The organism is Acidovorax sp. BLS4 (assembly GCF_032929295.1).
Lineage (GTDB): Bacteria > Pseudomonadota > Gammaproteobacteria > Burkholderiales > Burkholderiaceae_C > Paracidovorax.
In genome coordinates this window covers 3,363,072-3,376,914 of record NZ_CP136797.1, presented here as the reverse complement: position 1 = coordinate 3,376,914, position 13,843 = coordinate 3,363,072, and the positions used below count along the sequence as shown (strand labels likewise).

The following is a 13,843-nucleotide window of genomic DNA, read 5'->3' as shown; positions in this document are numbered from 1 at the left end:
CGTTCGCCGGAGCCGATCGCGATGCTGGTGCTTCCTTCGGAACTGACCCATGCGCAGGCCAATGCGAGCTTGCGCATGCTGCTGCAGGGGCTCAAGGCCCACCGCGACGAGCTGCTGGTGGTGGATGCCAGCGCGCTGACCACGTTCGACTCGTCGGCGCTGGCGGTGCTGCTGGGCTGCCGCCGCGCCGCGCTGCTGGACGGCAAGCGGTTCGAGGTGAAGTCGCTGCCGGACGGGCTGCAAAAGCTCGCCGGCCTGTACGGCGTGGGCGAGCTGCTGCCGGCCGCCTGAGCCCTTCGGGTGCGGCGCCTGCACGGGGCGCCGGCCCGTCCGTTGCCTGGCTGCCGCACCGCCTGGTTCGCGCGCTGCCCCGTGCGGGCGCGAGTCGCCGTCCATGGCTCTTTTGCTTTCCCATCGCCTTGCGCGGGCACCGGTTGCCGGCACGCCGTAAAATCACCGGCTCCCATGCCCGCAGTCTCCTTCCAGTCCGTCTCCAAAACCTATTCCACGCCCAAAGGCCCTTTCCAGGCGCTCGACAACGTCAGCCTGGATATCGAGGAGGGCGAGTTCTTCGGCCTGCTCGGGCCGAACGGCGCGGGCAAGACCACCCTCATCAGCATCCTGGCCGGCCTCGCCCGTGCCACCAGCGGCCACGTGCGCGTGCAGGGCAGCGATGTGCAGGCCGATTTCGCCGCCGCCCGCCGCAAGCTGGGCGTGGTGCCGCAGGAGCTGGTGTTCGACCCGTTCTTCAACGTGCGCGAGGCGCTGCGCATCCAGTCCGGCTACTTCGGCGTGAAGAACAACGAGGCCTGGATCGACGAGCTGCTGGAAAACCTGGGCCTGGCCGACAAGGCCGGCTCCAACATGCGCCAGCTCTCGGGCGGCATGAAGCGCCGCGTGCTGGTGGCCCAGGCGCTGGTGCACAAGCCGCCCATCATCGTGCTCGACGAGCCCACGGCGGGCGTGGACGTCGAGTTGCGCCAGACGCTGTGGCACTTCGTCGCCCGCCTGAACAAGGAAGGCCACACGGTGCTGCTCACCACCCATTACCTGGAAGAGGCAGAGGCGCTGTGCAACCGCATCGCCATGCTCAAGCGCGGGCGCATGGTGGCGCTGTCCACCACCTCCGACCTGCTGCACGGGGCTTCGACGAACGTGATGCGCTTCAAGACCGATGACGTGCTGCCGCCCGCCCTGGCGGCCATCGCCCGGGTGACCGGCCGCGTGGTGCAGCTGCCCGCGCAGGACGCGCAGGACATCGAGCGCCACCTGGCCGTGCTGCGCGCCGCGGGCGTGGCCGTGCATGACGTGGAGATCCGCAAGGCCGATCTGGAGGACGTGTTCCTCAACGTGATGGCGCAAAGCAGCTACCCCGACCCGGCCCGCGAGCCCGCGCCGCCCGAAGGACCCGAGGCCACGGCCGAAGGCGGGGTGCGCCTATGACCGGCTGGCAGACCCTGTTCTACAAAGAGGTGCTGCGTTTCTGGAAGGTGAGCTTCCAGACCGTGGCCGCGCCCGTGCTCACGGCCGTGCTGTACCTGCTGATCTTCGGCCACGTGCTGGAAGACCACGTGAAGGTGTACGACCGCATCAGCTACACCGCCTTCCTGATTCCGGGGCTGGTGATGATGAGCATCCTGCAGAACGCCTTCGCCAACAGCTCCTCCAGCCTGGTGCAGAGCAAGATCATGGGCAGCCTGGTGTTCGTGCTGCTCACGCCGCTGTCGCACTGGGCGTGGTTCGTGGCCTACGTGGGCTCGTCCATCGTGCGCGGGCTGGTCGTGGGGCTGGGCGTGTTCGTGGTGACGCTCGCGTTCGCGCGGCCCGATTTCGCCGCGCCGCTGTGGATCCTGGCCTTCGCGCTCCTGGGCGCGGCGCTGCTGTCCACGCTGGGGCTGATCGCCGGGCTGTGGGCCGACAAGTTCGACCAGATGGCGGCGTTCCAGAACTTCGTGATCGTGCCCATGACGTTCCTGTCGGGCGTGTTCTATTCCATCCAGTCGCTGCCGCCGTTCTGGCAGACGGTGAGCCACCTGAACCCGTTCTTCTACATGATCGACGGCTTTCGCTACGGCTTCTTCGGCCAGAGCGACACGTCGCCGTGGCTGAGCCTGGGCATCGTGGGCATCGCCTGGCTGCTGGTCAGCGCGCTGGCGGTGCACCTGCTGCGCACCGGCTACAAGATTCGCAATTGACGACGCGACGACGCACCCACGACCCCCGAGCCCATCCATGACCGCCGACCAACTCAAAGACCTCATCGCCGCCGGCCTGCCTTGCGAGCACCTCGCGCTGGAAGGCGACGGACGGCACTGGTACGCCACCATCGTCTCGGCCGAGTTCGAGGGCAAGCGTGCCATCCAGCGCCACCAGCGCGTCTATGCCACGCTGGGCACCCGCATGCAGACCGACGAGGTGCATGCGCTGTCCATGAAGACTTTCACGCCCGCCGAGTGGGCCGCGCAGGGCGCCTGACGGCCTGCGGTTGGTTGCTCACTTTTTGATAGCTATATGCCATAGTGTTGATTGCACTGGTGGCACTTTTGACTGAAACACCGGGCTTGATGCCATGGACAAACTCCTGATTCGCGGCGGCCGCGCGCTGCATGGCGAGGTGCTGGTTTCCGGCGCCAAGAACGCCGCCCTGCCCGAGCTGTGCGCTGCGCTGCTCACGGCCGAGCCCGTCACGCTGCTGAACGTGCCCCAGCTGCAGGACGTGGCGACCATGCTCAAGCTCATCCGCAACATGGGCGTGGCGGCCGAGCGCTCGCCGGACGGCACGGTGCGCATCGATGCGGGCGCGCTCTCCACGCCCGAGGCGCCCTACGAGCTGGTCAAGACCATGCGCGCCTCGGTGCTGGCCCTGGGGCCGCTGCTGGCGCGCTTCGGCGAGGCGACCGTGTCGCTGCCGGGCGGCTGCGCCATCGGCTCGCGCCCGGTGGACCAGCACATCAAGGGCCTGACCGCCATGGGCGCCGAGATCCTGGTGGAGCACGGCTACATGATCGCCAGGCTGCCGGCGGGCGCCACGCGCCTGAAGGGCGCGCGCATCACCACCGACATGGTCACCGTGACGGGCACCGAGAACTTCCTCATGGCCGCCACGCTGGCCGAGGGCGAGACGGTGCTGGAGAACGCCGCGCAGGAGCCCGAGATTTCCGACCTGGCCGAGATGCTGATCGCCATGGGCGCCCGGATCGAAGGCCACGGCACCAGCCGCATCCGCATCCAGGGCGTGGAGCGCCTGCACGGTGCCACGCACCGCGTGGTGGCCGACCGCATCGAGGCCGGCACCTTCCTGTGCGCCGTGGCGGCCACGGGCGGCGAGGCCCTGCTGCGCCACGGCCGCGCCGACCACCTGGACGCCGTGATCGAGAAGCTGCGCGAAGCCGGCGTGCAGGTGCAGGCCGAGCCGGAGGGCATCCGCGTCAAGAGCCCGGGCGCCGCGCAATTGCGCGCGCAGGGCTTTCGCACCACCGAGTACCCCGGCTTTCCCACCGACATGCAGGCGCAGTTCATGGCGTTGAACGTGGTGGCGCAGGGCACCTCCACGGTCACCGAGACCATCTTCGAGAACCGCTTCATGCACGTGGACGAGCTCGCGCGCCTGGGCGCCAGGATCCAGACCGACGGCAAGGTCGCGGTGATCGAGGGCCTGGGCAGCACGGCCGCGCGCCTGTCCGGCGCCACGGTGATGGCCACCGACCTGCGCGCCTCGGCCAGCCTCGTCATCGCCGGGCTGGTGGCGGACGGCGCCACCGTGGTGGACCGCATCTACCACCTGGACCGCGGCTACGACTGCATGGAAGCCAAGCTGCGCGGCCTCGGGGCCGACATCGAGAGGGCGGCATGAGCCGGCTTCGCTGCCCCCCGGGTCCCTGGCGCGTGGCGGCCGGGTTCCTTTTTTCTTCACCCCTATGACCATGATCACTCTTGCCCTGTCCAAGGGCCGCATCTTCGACGAAGCCCTGCCCATGCTGGCCGCCGCCGGCATTGCGGTGCTGGACGACCCCGAGAAGTCGCGCAAGCTCATCCTGACCACCAACCAGCCCGACGTGCGCGTGGTGCTGGTGCGCGCCTCCGATGTGCCGACCTACGTGCAGTACGGCGGCGCCGACCTGGGCGTGACGGGCAAGGACACGCTCATCGAGCACGGCGGCCAGGGGCTGTACCAACCGCTGGATCTGCAGATCGCCAAGTGCCGGGTGAGCGTGGCGGTGCGGGACGACTTCGACTACGTCCGCGCAGTGCAGCAGGGCTCGCGCCTGCGGGTGGCGACCAAGTACACCGCCATCGCGCGCGATTTTTTCGCGGCCAAGGGTGTGCACGTGGACATGATCAAGCTCTACGGCAGCATGGAACTGGCGCCGCTCACGGGGCTGGCCGATGCCATCGTCGACCTGGTGTCCACGGGCAACACGCTGCGGGCCAACCACCTGGTGGAGGTGGAGCGCATCATGGACATCAGCTCGCACCTGGTGGTGAACCAGGCGGCGCTCAAGCTCAAGCAGGCGCCGCTGCGCCGCATCATCGACGCGTTCGCGTCGGTCATCCCCGCCGGCGGCTGACGTTGCGCGGGTGCCTCAGATCGAATCCCACGCCGGCCAGGACGGGGCAGAATCCGGGCTGTGTCGAGAAAATTGTTTCTCGATGCATCTTATGTTTCAAAAATCTGAGGTGTTCCATGTTCAAGAAAATCCTGGTGCTGGGCTGTCTGGCGCTGAGCGGCGCCTCGTTTGCCGCCGATGCCGACTTCACGCTGGTCAATCGCACCGGCTATGCGCTCAACGAGGTCTATATTTCGCCCACCAAGATGGACAAGTGGGGCAGCGACCGCCTGGGCCGCAACCAGCTGGTGAACGGCGCCTCGCGCAAGTTCAAGTTCGGCGACACCAAGCACTGCATCCAGGACATCAAGGTCGTGTTCACCGACGACGCCTCGGAAGTCGAGTGGGAGGGTTTCAACCTCTGCGAACTCGACAAGATCACGCTCAAGTACAACCGCAAGACGGGCGACGTGTCGGCAGAGACCGAATGAGCCCGGCGGCCCCTTCTTCCCCTTCGCGATAGAGATAGAAAAGCCATGAAAGCCACGCCTGTTCGTTTGCGTACCGATAGCGCCGATTTCGAGGCCGCGTTCCGGGACCGCCTGCATTGGTCCGCCGAGACCGATGCCGCCATCGAGCAGCGCGTGGCCGACATCCTGGCCGACGTGCAGGCCCGCGGCGACGCGGCCGTGCTGGAATACACCCGCCGCTTCGACGGCCTGCAGGCCGATTCCATGGCCGGGCTGGAGCTGTCGCAGGACGAACTGAAGGCCGCCTTCGAGGCCATTCCCACCGCGCAGCGCGAGGCCCTGGAGGCCGCCGCTGCGCGCGTGCGCCGCTACCACGAGGCGCAGCGCAAGGCCAGCGGCGAAAGCTGGAGCTACCGCGACGAGGACGGCACGCTGCTGGGCCAGAAGGTCACGCCGCTCGACCGCGTGGGCATCTACGTGCCCGGCGGCAAGGCCGCGTACCCCTCGAGCGTGCTGATGAACGCCATTCCCGCGCACGTGGCGGGCGTGGGCGAGATCATCATGGTGGTGCCCACCCCGCAGGGCGCGCGCAACCCGCTGGTGCTGGCCGCCGCCCACGTGGCCGGCGTGACGCGTGCCTTCACCTTGGGGGGCGCGCAGGCCGTGGCCGCACTGGCCTACGGCACGGCCACCGTTCCGAAGGTGGACAAGATCACCGGGCCCGGCAATGCCTATGTGGCGAGCGCCAAGAAGCGCGTGTTCGGCACCGTGGGCATCGACATGATCGCCGGCCCGAGCGAAATCCTGGTGCTGGCCGACGGCTCCACGCCGCCCGATTGGGTGGCCATGGATCTGTTCAGCCAGGCAGAGCACGATGAACTCGCGCAGTCCATCCTGCTGAGCCCCGACGCCGCCTACATCGACGCAGTGCAGGCCGCCATCGATCGGCTGCTGCCCACCATGCCCCGTGCCGAGATCATCGCCAAGAGCCTCACCGGCCGCGGCGCGCTGATCCTCACCCGCGACATGGAAGAGGCCTGCGCCATCAGCAACCGCATCGCGCCCGAGCACCTGGAGGTCTCGAGCCGCGAGCCCCACCGCTGGGAGCCGCTGCTGCGGCACGCCGGGGCGATCTTTCTCGGGGCCTACACCAGCGAATCGCTGGGCGACTACTGTGCCGGCCCCAACCACGTGCTGCCCACCAGCGGCACGGCCCGCTTCTCGTCGCCGCTGGGCGTGTACGACTTCCAAAAGCGCAGCAGCCTCATCGAGGTGAGCGAGGCCGGTGCGCAGACGCTGGGCAAGATCGCCGCCGAGCTGGCCTACGGCGAGGGCCTGCAGGCCCACGCACGGGCGGCCGAGATGCGCATCAAGCCCTAAACACGGGCTACCTCCACGCGGGCCGCCCGCGCGGGCCCCTGCGAACCGCGGGTGCCGCCATGGGCGACGGGCCCGCACCGCCAGGCCAGCCGCGCAGGCTGCGCGCCTTCGGCGCTCACCCGCAGCGTGGCGGGGCCGTGCAGGTCCAGGCGCTCGCCGGCCGCCAGAAAATAGTCTTCCTCGCAGCCGTCGCAGGTGACCCAGGCGCAGCCCTGCAGCACCTCCAGCACGGCGGACTGATGGGCCGGGCAGGCGAGGGTCTGCACGGGTGCGAGCGGCCGCAGGGTCCGGTGCGTGGCCGATGGGCCGGCGGCGGCAGGCAAGGAGGGCCGGGCGGCCGGGGTGGGGTGCGTCAGGGAGTTCATGGGATCGACTGTGCTCGGGCGTGCCAGGGCGCACCAGCCACAGTCGCCCGCCATGTCGGCCAGTGCAGATGCGCCGCAGGGCCATCTGTGTGGTACCGGTTGGCACCCATCTGTACTGCTGCATCCATTGCTGGGCAGTACAGAATCGCACGATGGACGCCGCCGACACCACGCCCCTTTATCTGCAGATCGCGGCGCAACTGGCCGAGCTGGTGCGCAACGGCACGCTGGCACGGGGCGAAAAACTGCCGTCGGTGCGCGAACTGGCGCGTCAGCGGGCAGTGGCCCAGAGCACCGTGGTGCAGGCCTACCACTGGCTGGAGGATGCGCGCCTCATCACCGCGCGCCCGCGCTCGGGCTTCTTCGTCGCGGCGCGCCCCGCCAGCCTGCCCGAGCCGACCACGCCACGCCCGCTGCGCCGTGCGCGCGAGGTTTCGGTGGACTGGCTGGGCCAGCGCATCCTGGGACGCGATCAGCCGGCCGACATGGTGTCGTACAGCAGCGGCACGCCCGGGCCCGAACTCTTCAACCCCGACCGGGTGCGGCGCGCGGTCACCCGCGCGGCGCAGCGCCACCGCCACCTGCTGTGCACCTATCCGTCCTCGTCCGGCCACGAGGAGGCGCGCCGCGCGCTCGCCCGCTATGCGGTGGGGCTGGGCTGCAGCCTCGACCCCGAGAACATCGTGATCACCGGGGGCTGCATGGACAGCATCGTGCTGTGCCTGCGGGCGGCCACGCGGCCCGGCGACATCGTGGCGCTGGAGTCGCCCACGCACTTCTCGTTTCTGGAGGTGCTGCAGGGGCTTCACCTGCGCGCGCTCGAAATCCCTACCCATCCGCGCCACGGCCTGTCGCTGGACGCGCTGCAACTGGCGCTGGAGACGCAGCCCGTCAAGGCCGTGATGGTGGTGCCCACTCTCAGCAACCCGCTGGGCAGCTGCATGCCGCAGGCCGAGCGGCGGCGCCTGGCGCACATGGCCGCGCGCCACGGCATGGCCGTGATCGAGGACGCGATCTACAACGACCTCGTGGAAGTGGACGAGCTGCGCCGCACGGTCAAGTCGTACGACACCACCGGCCACGTCATGCTGTGCGATTCGTTTTCCAAGACCCTGGCGCCGGGCCTGCGCCTGGGTTGGGTGGAGGCGGGCCGCTGGAGCCAGGCGATGCGGGCCATCAAGGACCTGCAGGCCGGCGGGCAGTCTGCGGTGCTGGAATTGGCGCTCGCCGACCTCATCACGCAGGCCGGCCATGCGGCATCGATGCGGCAACTGCGCGCGGCGGTCGCGGCCCGCATGGACGCGGTGCGCGGTGTGATCGCCGCGCATTTTCCGCCGGGCACGCGCGTCAGCGATCCCCCGGGCGGCCTGCTGCTGTGGCTGGAGTTGCCGCGCGCCCTCGACTCGGTGCTGCTGCACGAGGCCTGCCTGGCCGACGGCCTGCTCATCGCGCCGGGCACGGTGTTCAGCGCCAGCGGGCGGTTTCGCAACTGCCTGCGCATCGGCGTGGGCGGCGACTGGACGCCCGCGCACCTGCAGGGCTTGCGCAAGGTGGGGGAGACGGCCACCCGCATGCTGCGGTCGGCCGCCATGCGTGTGGGTTGAGACCGCACAGGAAAATCACACGAACTTCGTGCACCACGAAGTTCGTGTAGCATTTGCCCCATGAAGAACGTGACCATCACCATGGACGACGCCGCAGCCGAGTGGGTGCGCGTGGAAGCGGCTAAGCGGGGCAGCAGCGTGTCGCGCCTGGTGGGCGAATGGCTGGCCGAGAAGATGCGGCAGGAAGATGCCTATGCCCAGGCCATGCGCGAGGCGCTGAGCTTCGAGAGCTGGGGCGCCTCCGACGGGCCCTATGTGCCGCGCGAAATCCTGTTCCAGCGATGAGCACCGCCCCGATCTTCGTCGACACCGAAGTGCTGCTGTCCAGCGTGGACGACCGCGATCCGGCCCGGCAGGCGCGTGCGCGCGAATGGCTCACGTTCTGCTGGCAGACGCGCAGCGGCCGCGTCAGCTCGCAGGTGCTCAACGAGTTGTACAACCAGGCCATCCAGCGCTTTCGGGGGCCGCACACGCTGCAGCAGGTGCGCGCGCAGGTGCGGCGCTTTCGCGTATGGCAGCCGCCGCACCTGGACGCCTACACCGTCGACGGCGCGTGGGACCTGCAGGACCGCTACGGCCTGGGCTACTGGGATGCGCTCATCCTCTCCTCCGCGCACCAGCAGGGCTGCCGCTACCTGCTGACCGAGGCGCTGCCGCACGACCAGCCCATGGACGCCGTTCGCCCCATCAACCCCTTCCTCATCGCTCCCCACGAACTGGACACCGCCGAATGACGAGCCCCGCCACCCCCGCTGCCACGCCGCCCAGCGCCCTCGACCGCATCCGCCCCGACGTGCGCGCCATGCACGCCTACACCGTGCAGCCCTCGGCCGGCCTGCTCAAGATGGACGCGATGGAAAACCCGTTCCGCCTGCCGGCGGAGCTGCAGGTGGCCCTGGGCGAGCGGCTGGGCGCGCTGGCGCTCAACCGCTATCCCGGCGACCGCATCGCCGACCTGAAGGCCGCGCTGGCTGACTACGTGGGCATGCCGGACGGCCACGCCATCGTGCTGGGCAACGGTTCCGACGAACTCATCACGCTGCTGGCGCTGGCCTGCGCGCAGCCCGGCACCGGCCAGCGCGCCACGCTGCTCGCACCCATGCCGGGCTTCGTGATGTACCCCTTGAGCGCGCAGCTGCAGGGGCTGGACTTCGTCGGCGTGCCGCTCACGGCCGACTTCGAGCTCGACGAGCCGGCCATGCTCGCGGCCATCGCCCGGCACCGCCCGGCCATCACCTACATCGCCTACCCCAACAACCCCACCGCCACGCTGTGGAACGAAGGCGCGGTGCAGCGCATCATCGACGCCGCGGGCGCGCAAGGCGGCATCGTGGCCATGGACGAGGCCTACCAGCCCTTCGCCAGCCGCACCTGGATCGATCGCATGCGCGCCGAGCCCGGGCGCAACGCGCACGTGCTGCTGATGCGCACGCTCAGCAAGTTCGGCCTGGCCGGCGTGCGGCTGGGCTACCTGATGGGGCCCAGCGCGCTGGTGGCCGAGATCGACAAGGTGCGCCCGCCCTACAACGTGAGCGTGCTCAACTGCGAGGCCGCGCTGTTCGCCCTGGAGCATGCGGGCGTGTTCGCGGCCCAGGCGGCCGAGCTGCGGCACGAGCGCGCCGCGCTGCTGGCTGCGCTGAGGGTGCTGCCGGGCGTCGAGAGGGTCTGGGACAGCGAGGCCAACATGGTGCTGCTGCGCGTGGCCGATGCCACCCGCACCTACGAGGGCATGAAGGCCCGCAAGGTGCTCGTCAAGAACGTTTCTACAATGCACCCACTGCTGGCCAATTGCCTGCGCCTCACGGTCGGCAATGCGGCCGACAACGCCCAGATGCTCGCCGCGCTCCAGGCCTCCCTATGACCTCTTCTGCACTCGTTCCTTCCGCCCTGTCCGACAGCCCCGACGCCGACCGCATCGCGGAGGTGTCCCGCACCACGGCGGAAACCCGCATTCACGTGCGCGTGAACCTCGACGGCACGGGCGAAGCCCGCCTGTCCACGGGCATCGGCTTCTTCGACCACATGCTCGACCAGATCGCGCGCCACGGCCTGATCGACCTGCGCATCGAATGCGAGGGCGATCTGCACATCGACGGCCACCACACGGTGGAAGACGTGGGCATCACGCTCGGCCAGGCGTTCGCGCGGGCCGTGGGCGACAAGAAGGGCATCCGTCGCTACGGCCATGCCTATGTGCCGCTGGACGAGGCGCTGTCGCGCGTGGTGGTCGATTTCTCGGGCCGTCCGGGTCTGCACCTGCACATCCCGTTCACCGCGGGCAGCATCGGCGGCTTCGACACGCAGCTCACGTATGAATTTTTCCAGGGCTTCGTGAACCACGCGGGTGTCACGCTGCACATCGACAACATCAAGGGCATCAATGCCCACCACCAGTGCGAGACGGTGTTCAAGGCCTTCGCCCGCGCGCTGCGCGCGGCGCTGGAGCGCGACCCCCGTGCGGCCGGTGTCATTCCCTCCACCAAAGGGTCCCTCTGAGGTTTTCGGCTCCATGGGCCTCCAGCGCTCATCCAACATGCGCAAGCAGCTATGAAAAGTGAAGCAAAAACCGTGGCCGTCGTGGACTACGGCATGGGCAACCTGCGCTCCGTCTCGCAGGCCGTCCAGGCCGCAGCCGAGGGCACCGGCTGGACCGTCGTGGTCACCTCGCGTCCCGAGGACGTGCGCGCCGCGCAGCGCGTGGTGCTGCCGGGACAGGGCGCCATGCCCGACTGCATGAGCGAACTGCGCGAATCGGGCCTGCAGGCGTCGGTGCTGGAGGCCGCTGCGTCCAAGCCGATGTTCGGCGTTTGCGTGGGCATGCAGATGCTGCTGGACCGCAGCGCCGAGGGCGACACGCCCGGCCTGTCGCTCATCCACGGCGAAGTGCTCAAGTTCGACCTGGCCGGCCGCCAGCAGCCGGACGGCAGCCGCTACAAGGTGCCCCAGATGGGCTGGAACCGCGTGGGCCAGGTGCGCCATGGCGGCGCGGCGCACCCGGTGTGGGCCGGCGTGCCGGACCAGAGCTACTTCTATTTCGTGCACAGCTTCTATGCGCGCCCGCGGGATGCGGCGCACTGCGCGGGCGAGGCCGATTACGGCGGCCCCTTTGCAGCGGCGATTGCGCGCGATAATATTTTTGCCACGCAATTCCATCCGGAAAAGAGCGCGGAGCACGGCCTGGCGCTCTATCGCAACTTCCTTCACTGGAATCCCTGATCTTCAACCCCTTGCCGGGCCTGCGGCCCGACCTGGCACATCCTTAGCCTTTCCATCATGCTGCTCATCCCCGCCATCGACCTCAAGGACGGACACTGCGTGCGCCTCAAGCAAGGTGACATGGACCAATCCACCACCTTCGGAGAAGACCCGGGCGCCATGGCCCGCAAGTGGGTGGAAGCCGGGGCGCGACGCCTGCACCTGGTGGACCTGAACGGCGCCTTCGCCGGCACGCCCAAGAACTACACGGCCATCAAGTCCATCCTGAAGGAAGTCGGCGACGACATCCCCGTGCAGCTCGGCGGCGGCATCCGCGACCTGGACACGATCGAAAAGTACATCGACGGCGGCCTGCGCTACGTGATCATCGGCACCGCCGCCGTGAAGAACCCCGGGTTCCTGAAAGACGCCTGCAGCGCCTTCGGCGGCCACATCATCGTGGGCCTGGATGCCAAGGACGGCAAGGTCGCGACCGACGGCTGGAGCAAGCTCACGGGCCACGAGGTGGTCGATCTGGCCAAGAAGTTCGAGGACTGGGGCGTGGAGTCGATCATCTACACCGACATCGGCCGCGACGGCATGCTCTCGGGCATCAACATCGACGCCACGGTCAAGCTGGCGCAATCGCTCACCATCCCGGTCATCGCCTCGGGCGGCCTGGCCAACATGGCCGACATCGAGCAGCTGTGCGCGGTGGAAGGCGAAGGCATCGAAGGCGTGATCTGTGGCCGCGCCATCTATTCCGGCGACCTGGATTTCGCCGCGGCACAGGCCCGTGCGGACGAATTGAACGGCGCTGCCTGACGCCTAGTTCCGGCCGCCTCAGGATGCGTTGCGGCGGCTGAGGCGGGTTTTCAGGCGCCGGTCCTTGCAAGCCCCGGTGCCGTGCGATCCGGACCATTGGTCCGGCGGCTTTCCATCCAATGCGATTGCCACCGAGCGCCAGGCAACGCCGGCGCCAGGCGCGCTTCGGGATCAGCAGCCCGTGACGGCCCGCCCTTGGTTCACCGCGGACACGGTCTGCAGCAGGTTCGTCCAGTACGAAGGCAGGGCGTCCCAGGGGTTGCCGACATCCGCCACCGGGTCGTATTCGAGGTTCGTCATGTAGATGGGGCCGGCGTTGTACCGGGCCGAGGCGGCCGTCTGCACGGCCTGCTGCATGTCGGCGCAGGTGGCGGTGTTGTGCACCAGCGAGCTTTGGCGGCTGTTGGCCAGGGTGTACAGCCAGGGCGCGGTGCGCGGGTCGTAGCTGGCGTAGGTGCTGTTGCGCCCTTCGAAGGTGACGAGCACATCGGCCACCGCGGCGTAGCCGGCGGCAGGCACCATGCCGGGGTTGCCGATCACGCGCAGGCTGGCGTCCTTGGCCTTGATGTAGCTGTAGATCTCGCGGTAGAAGTCGAGCCGCGTGGTCTCGGAGGCCATTTCGTCCAGGAAGATGCCGCTGATCGCCCCGCGCCCGAACAGCGCGATGTAGTTGTCGATGTTGGCCTTGATGCTGGCCAGCGACCGCGAGCCCGTGCCGTAGCCGGTATAGACATAGCCCACCACCTTGCCGCCCGCCGAAACGAACGCATTGACGGCGCTCACATAGCTGGCCTCCGCCGTGGTGAACACCCCGTTGTTGGGATTCAGGATCGCGGTGATGGACACCGCCGGATTGGCCGCCGCACCGCTGGCCAGCAGGGTCCAGCCCTGGCCCGACGAGGGGTGGAAGTAGGCAGGCACCAGCACCTCCAGTGCCGCGGGTGCCGGGCGCAGATACACCACGCGCGTGGCGGTGACCGACTGGCCCGATACGCTGGTGGTGGCGCTGATCTCCTGCCGGCCTGCCGCGGCGCCGGACAGGGTGGCGGTCGCCACGCCTGCGCGGGTCGCGCTGGTGGTGGAGAACGCGCCGGGCAGGGCGGAGAAGTTCACCGCCGTGCCATCGGCCGCGTCGGCGCCGTTCACCGTGACGCGCGCGCTGATGGCCAGGGCGGCATTCGCATTGAACACGGCCTCGGCTTGCGGAGCGTTCAGGGTGATGGCGATGCTGGTCGGAGTGGGGGTCACCGGTGTCGTCGGGTCGGTGGAGCCCCCTCCACCGCCACCGCCGCAGGCGGCCAGCAAGGCGGCAAGGGACAGGCCGCACCAGCGGGTGATGCGGGCAACGAGGGTGATGCGGGCGGGAATGCGTGGCATGGGGATATCCTTTGCAGCGGGAAAGGGAAGGGTGAGGTGTCGGACAAGGTGGAGGCAATCGGCGTGCCGGGTGCGGATCC

Annotated in this window: 17 protein-coding genes; 15 read left to right on the top strand and 2 right to left on the bottom strand. The window is 69.0% G+C overall.

What is annotated here, in order from left to right:
• Positions 1 to 21: 21 nt before the first annotated feature.
• From R1Z03_RS15720 to hisD, 8 genes are all read left to right on the top strand, one after another.
• The gene (locus tag R1Z03_RS15720) at positions 22 to 291 is read left to right on the top strand and encodes a lipid asymmetry maintenance protein MlaB (protein ID WP_284426007.1); all 270 of its coding nucleotides are present in this window, start codon (positions 22 to 24) and stop codon (positions 289 to 291) included.
• Between the two features lie 174 nt (positions 292 to 465).
• Entirely contained in the window at positions 466 to 1,443 is a 978-nt protein-coding gene (locus tag R1Z03_RS15715) for an ABC transporter ATP-binding protein (protein ID WP_284429927.1), read from the top strand.
• A complete protein-coding gene (locus R1Z03_RS15710; protein WP_272567593.1) occupies positions 1,440 to 2,195 on the top strand; it encodes an ABC transporter permease in 756 nt (251 codons plus the stop codon). The genes R1Z03_RS15715 and R1Z03_RS15710 overlap by 4 nt, the downstream gene beginning before the upstream one ends.
• A 37-nt stretch (positions 2,196 to 2,232) precedes the next feature.
• Positions 2,233 to 2,475 (top strand): BolA family protein, encoded by a 243-nt coding sequence (locus tag R1Z03_RS15705; RefSeq protein WP_272567594.1) that lies wholly within the window; start codon positions 2,233 to 2,235, stop codon positions 2,473 to 2,475.
• A gap of 94 nt (positions 2,476 to 2,569) precedes the next feature.
• Entirely contained in the window at positions 2,570 to 3,853 is a 1,284-nt protein-coding gene (gene murA / locus R1Z03_RS15700; RefSeq protein ID WP_284410983.1) for a UDP-N-acetylglucosamine 1-carboxyvinyltransferase, read from the top strand.
• A gap of 70 nt (positions 3,854 to 3,923) precedes the next feature.
• Positions 3,924 to 4,568 (top strand): ATP phosphoribosyltransferase, encoded by a 645-nt coding sequence (gene hisG, locus R1Z03_RS15695; RefSeq protein ID WP_372588159.1) that lies wholly within the window; start codon positions 3,924 to 3,926, stop codon positions 4,566 to 4,568.
• A gap of 116 nt (positions 4,569 to 4,684) precedes the next feature.
• Complete coding sequence (locus tag R1Z03_RS15690) at positions 4,685 to 5,038, top strand: hypothetical protein (RefSeq protein WP_317352588.1); 354 nt, start codon at positions 4,685 to 4,687, stop codon at positions 5,036 to 5,038.
• A gap of 45 nt (positions 5,039 to 5,083) precedes the next feature.
• Positions 5,084 to 6,397: a histidinol dehydrogenase gene (gene hisD, locus R1Z03_RS15685; RefSeq protein WP_284426011.1), complete on the top strand. Its 1,314-nt coding sequence runs from the start codon at positions 5,084 to 5,086 to the stop codon at positions 6,395 to 6,397.
• On the opposite strand, the gene R1Z03_RS15680 is transcribed toward hisD, so the two are convergent.
• The gene (locus tag R1Z03_RS15680) at positions 6,394 to 6,762 is read right to left on the bottom strand and encodes a DUF2917 domain-containing protein (RefSeq protein WP_317352583.1); all 369 of its coding nucleotides are present in this window, start codon (positions 6,760 to 6,762) and stop codon (positions 6,394 to 6,396) included. The two genes, hisD and R1Z03_RS15680, sit on opposite strands and share 4 nt — an antisense overlap.
• A gap of 152 nt (positions 6,763 to 6,914) precedes the next feature.
• Between R1Z03_RS15680 and R1Z03_RS15675 the strand changes: the two genes are divergently transcribed.
• Genes R1Z03_RS15675 through hisA form a run of 7 tightly spaced genes read left to right on the top strand, consistent with a single transcriptional unit; the run spans position 6,915 to position 12,386 of the window.
• Positions 6,915 to 8,366 carry a PLP-dependent aminotransferase family protein gene (locus R1Z03_RS15675; protein ID WP_317352580.1) on the top strand — a complete coding sequence of 484 codons (1,452 nt, stop codon included), beginning with the start codon at positions 6,915 to 6,917 and terminating at the stop codon, positions 8,364 to 8,366.
• A 60-nt stretch (positions 8,367 to 8,426) separates the two neighbouring features.
• Complete coding sequence (locus tag R1Z03_RS15670; RefSeq protein ID WP_284396732.1) at positions 8,427 to 8,651, top strand: CopG family transcriptional regulator; 225 nt, start codon at positions 8,427 to 8,429, stop codon at positions 8,649 to 8,651.
• On the top strand, positions 8,648 to 9,100 hold the full coding sequence (locus R1Z03_RS15665) for a PIN domain-containing protein (protein ID WP_284411002.1): 453 nt from the start codon (positions 8,648 to 8,650) through the stop codon (positions 9,098 to 9,100). The genes R1Z03_RS15670 and R1Z03_RS15665 overlap by 4 nt, the downstream gene beginning before the upstream one ends.
• Positions 9,097 to 10,227 carry an aminotransferase class I/II-fold pyridoxal phosphate-dependent enzyme gene (locus tag R1Z03_RS15660; protein WP_317352577.1) on the top strand — a complete coding sequence of 377 codons (1,131 nt, stop codon included), beginning with the start codon at positions 9,097 to 9,099 and terminating at the stop codon, positions 10,225 to 10,227. The genes R1Z03_RS15665 and R1Z03_RS15660 overlap by 4 nt, the downstream gene beginning before the upstream one ends.
• Entirely contained in the window at positions 10,224 to 10,862 is a 639-nt protein-coding gene (gene hisB, locus R1Z03_RS15655) for an imidazoleglycerol-phosphate dehydratase HisB (RefSeq protein ID WP_284429934.1), read from the top strand. Before R1Z03_RS15660 ends, hisB begins: the two co-directional genes overlap by 4 nt.
• A gap of 51 nt (positions 10,863 to 10,913) precedes the next feature.
• The gene (gene hisH, locus R1Z03_RS15650) at positions 10,914 to 11,582 is read left to right on the top strand and encodes an imidazole glycerol phosphate synthase subunit HisH (protein WP_284405133.1); all 669 of its coding nucleotides are present in this window, start codon (positions 10,914 to 10,916) and stop codon (positions 11,580 to 11,582) included.
• Positions 11,583 to 11,639: 57 nt separating this feature from the next.
• A complete protein-coding gene (hisA, locus tag R1Z03_RS15645) occupies positions 11,640 to 12,386 on the top strand; it encodes a 1-(5-phosphoribosyl)-5-[(5-phosphoribosylamino)methylideneamino]imidazole-4-carboxamide isomerase (protein ID WP_284396741.1) in 747 nt (248 codons plus the stop codon).
• 171 nt (positions 12,387 to 12,557) lie between these two features.
• Here the strand turns inward: hisA and R1Z03_RS15640 are convergent, their stop codons facing one another.
• Positions 12,558 to 13,763, bottom strand: coding sequence for a spherulation-specific family 4 protein (locus tag R1Z03_RS15640; RefSeq protein WP_317352573.1), 1,206 nt, complete (start codon positions 13,761 to 13,763; stop codon positions 12,558 to 12,560).
• Positions 13,764 to 13,843: the final 80 nt, after the last annotated feature.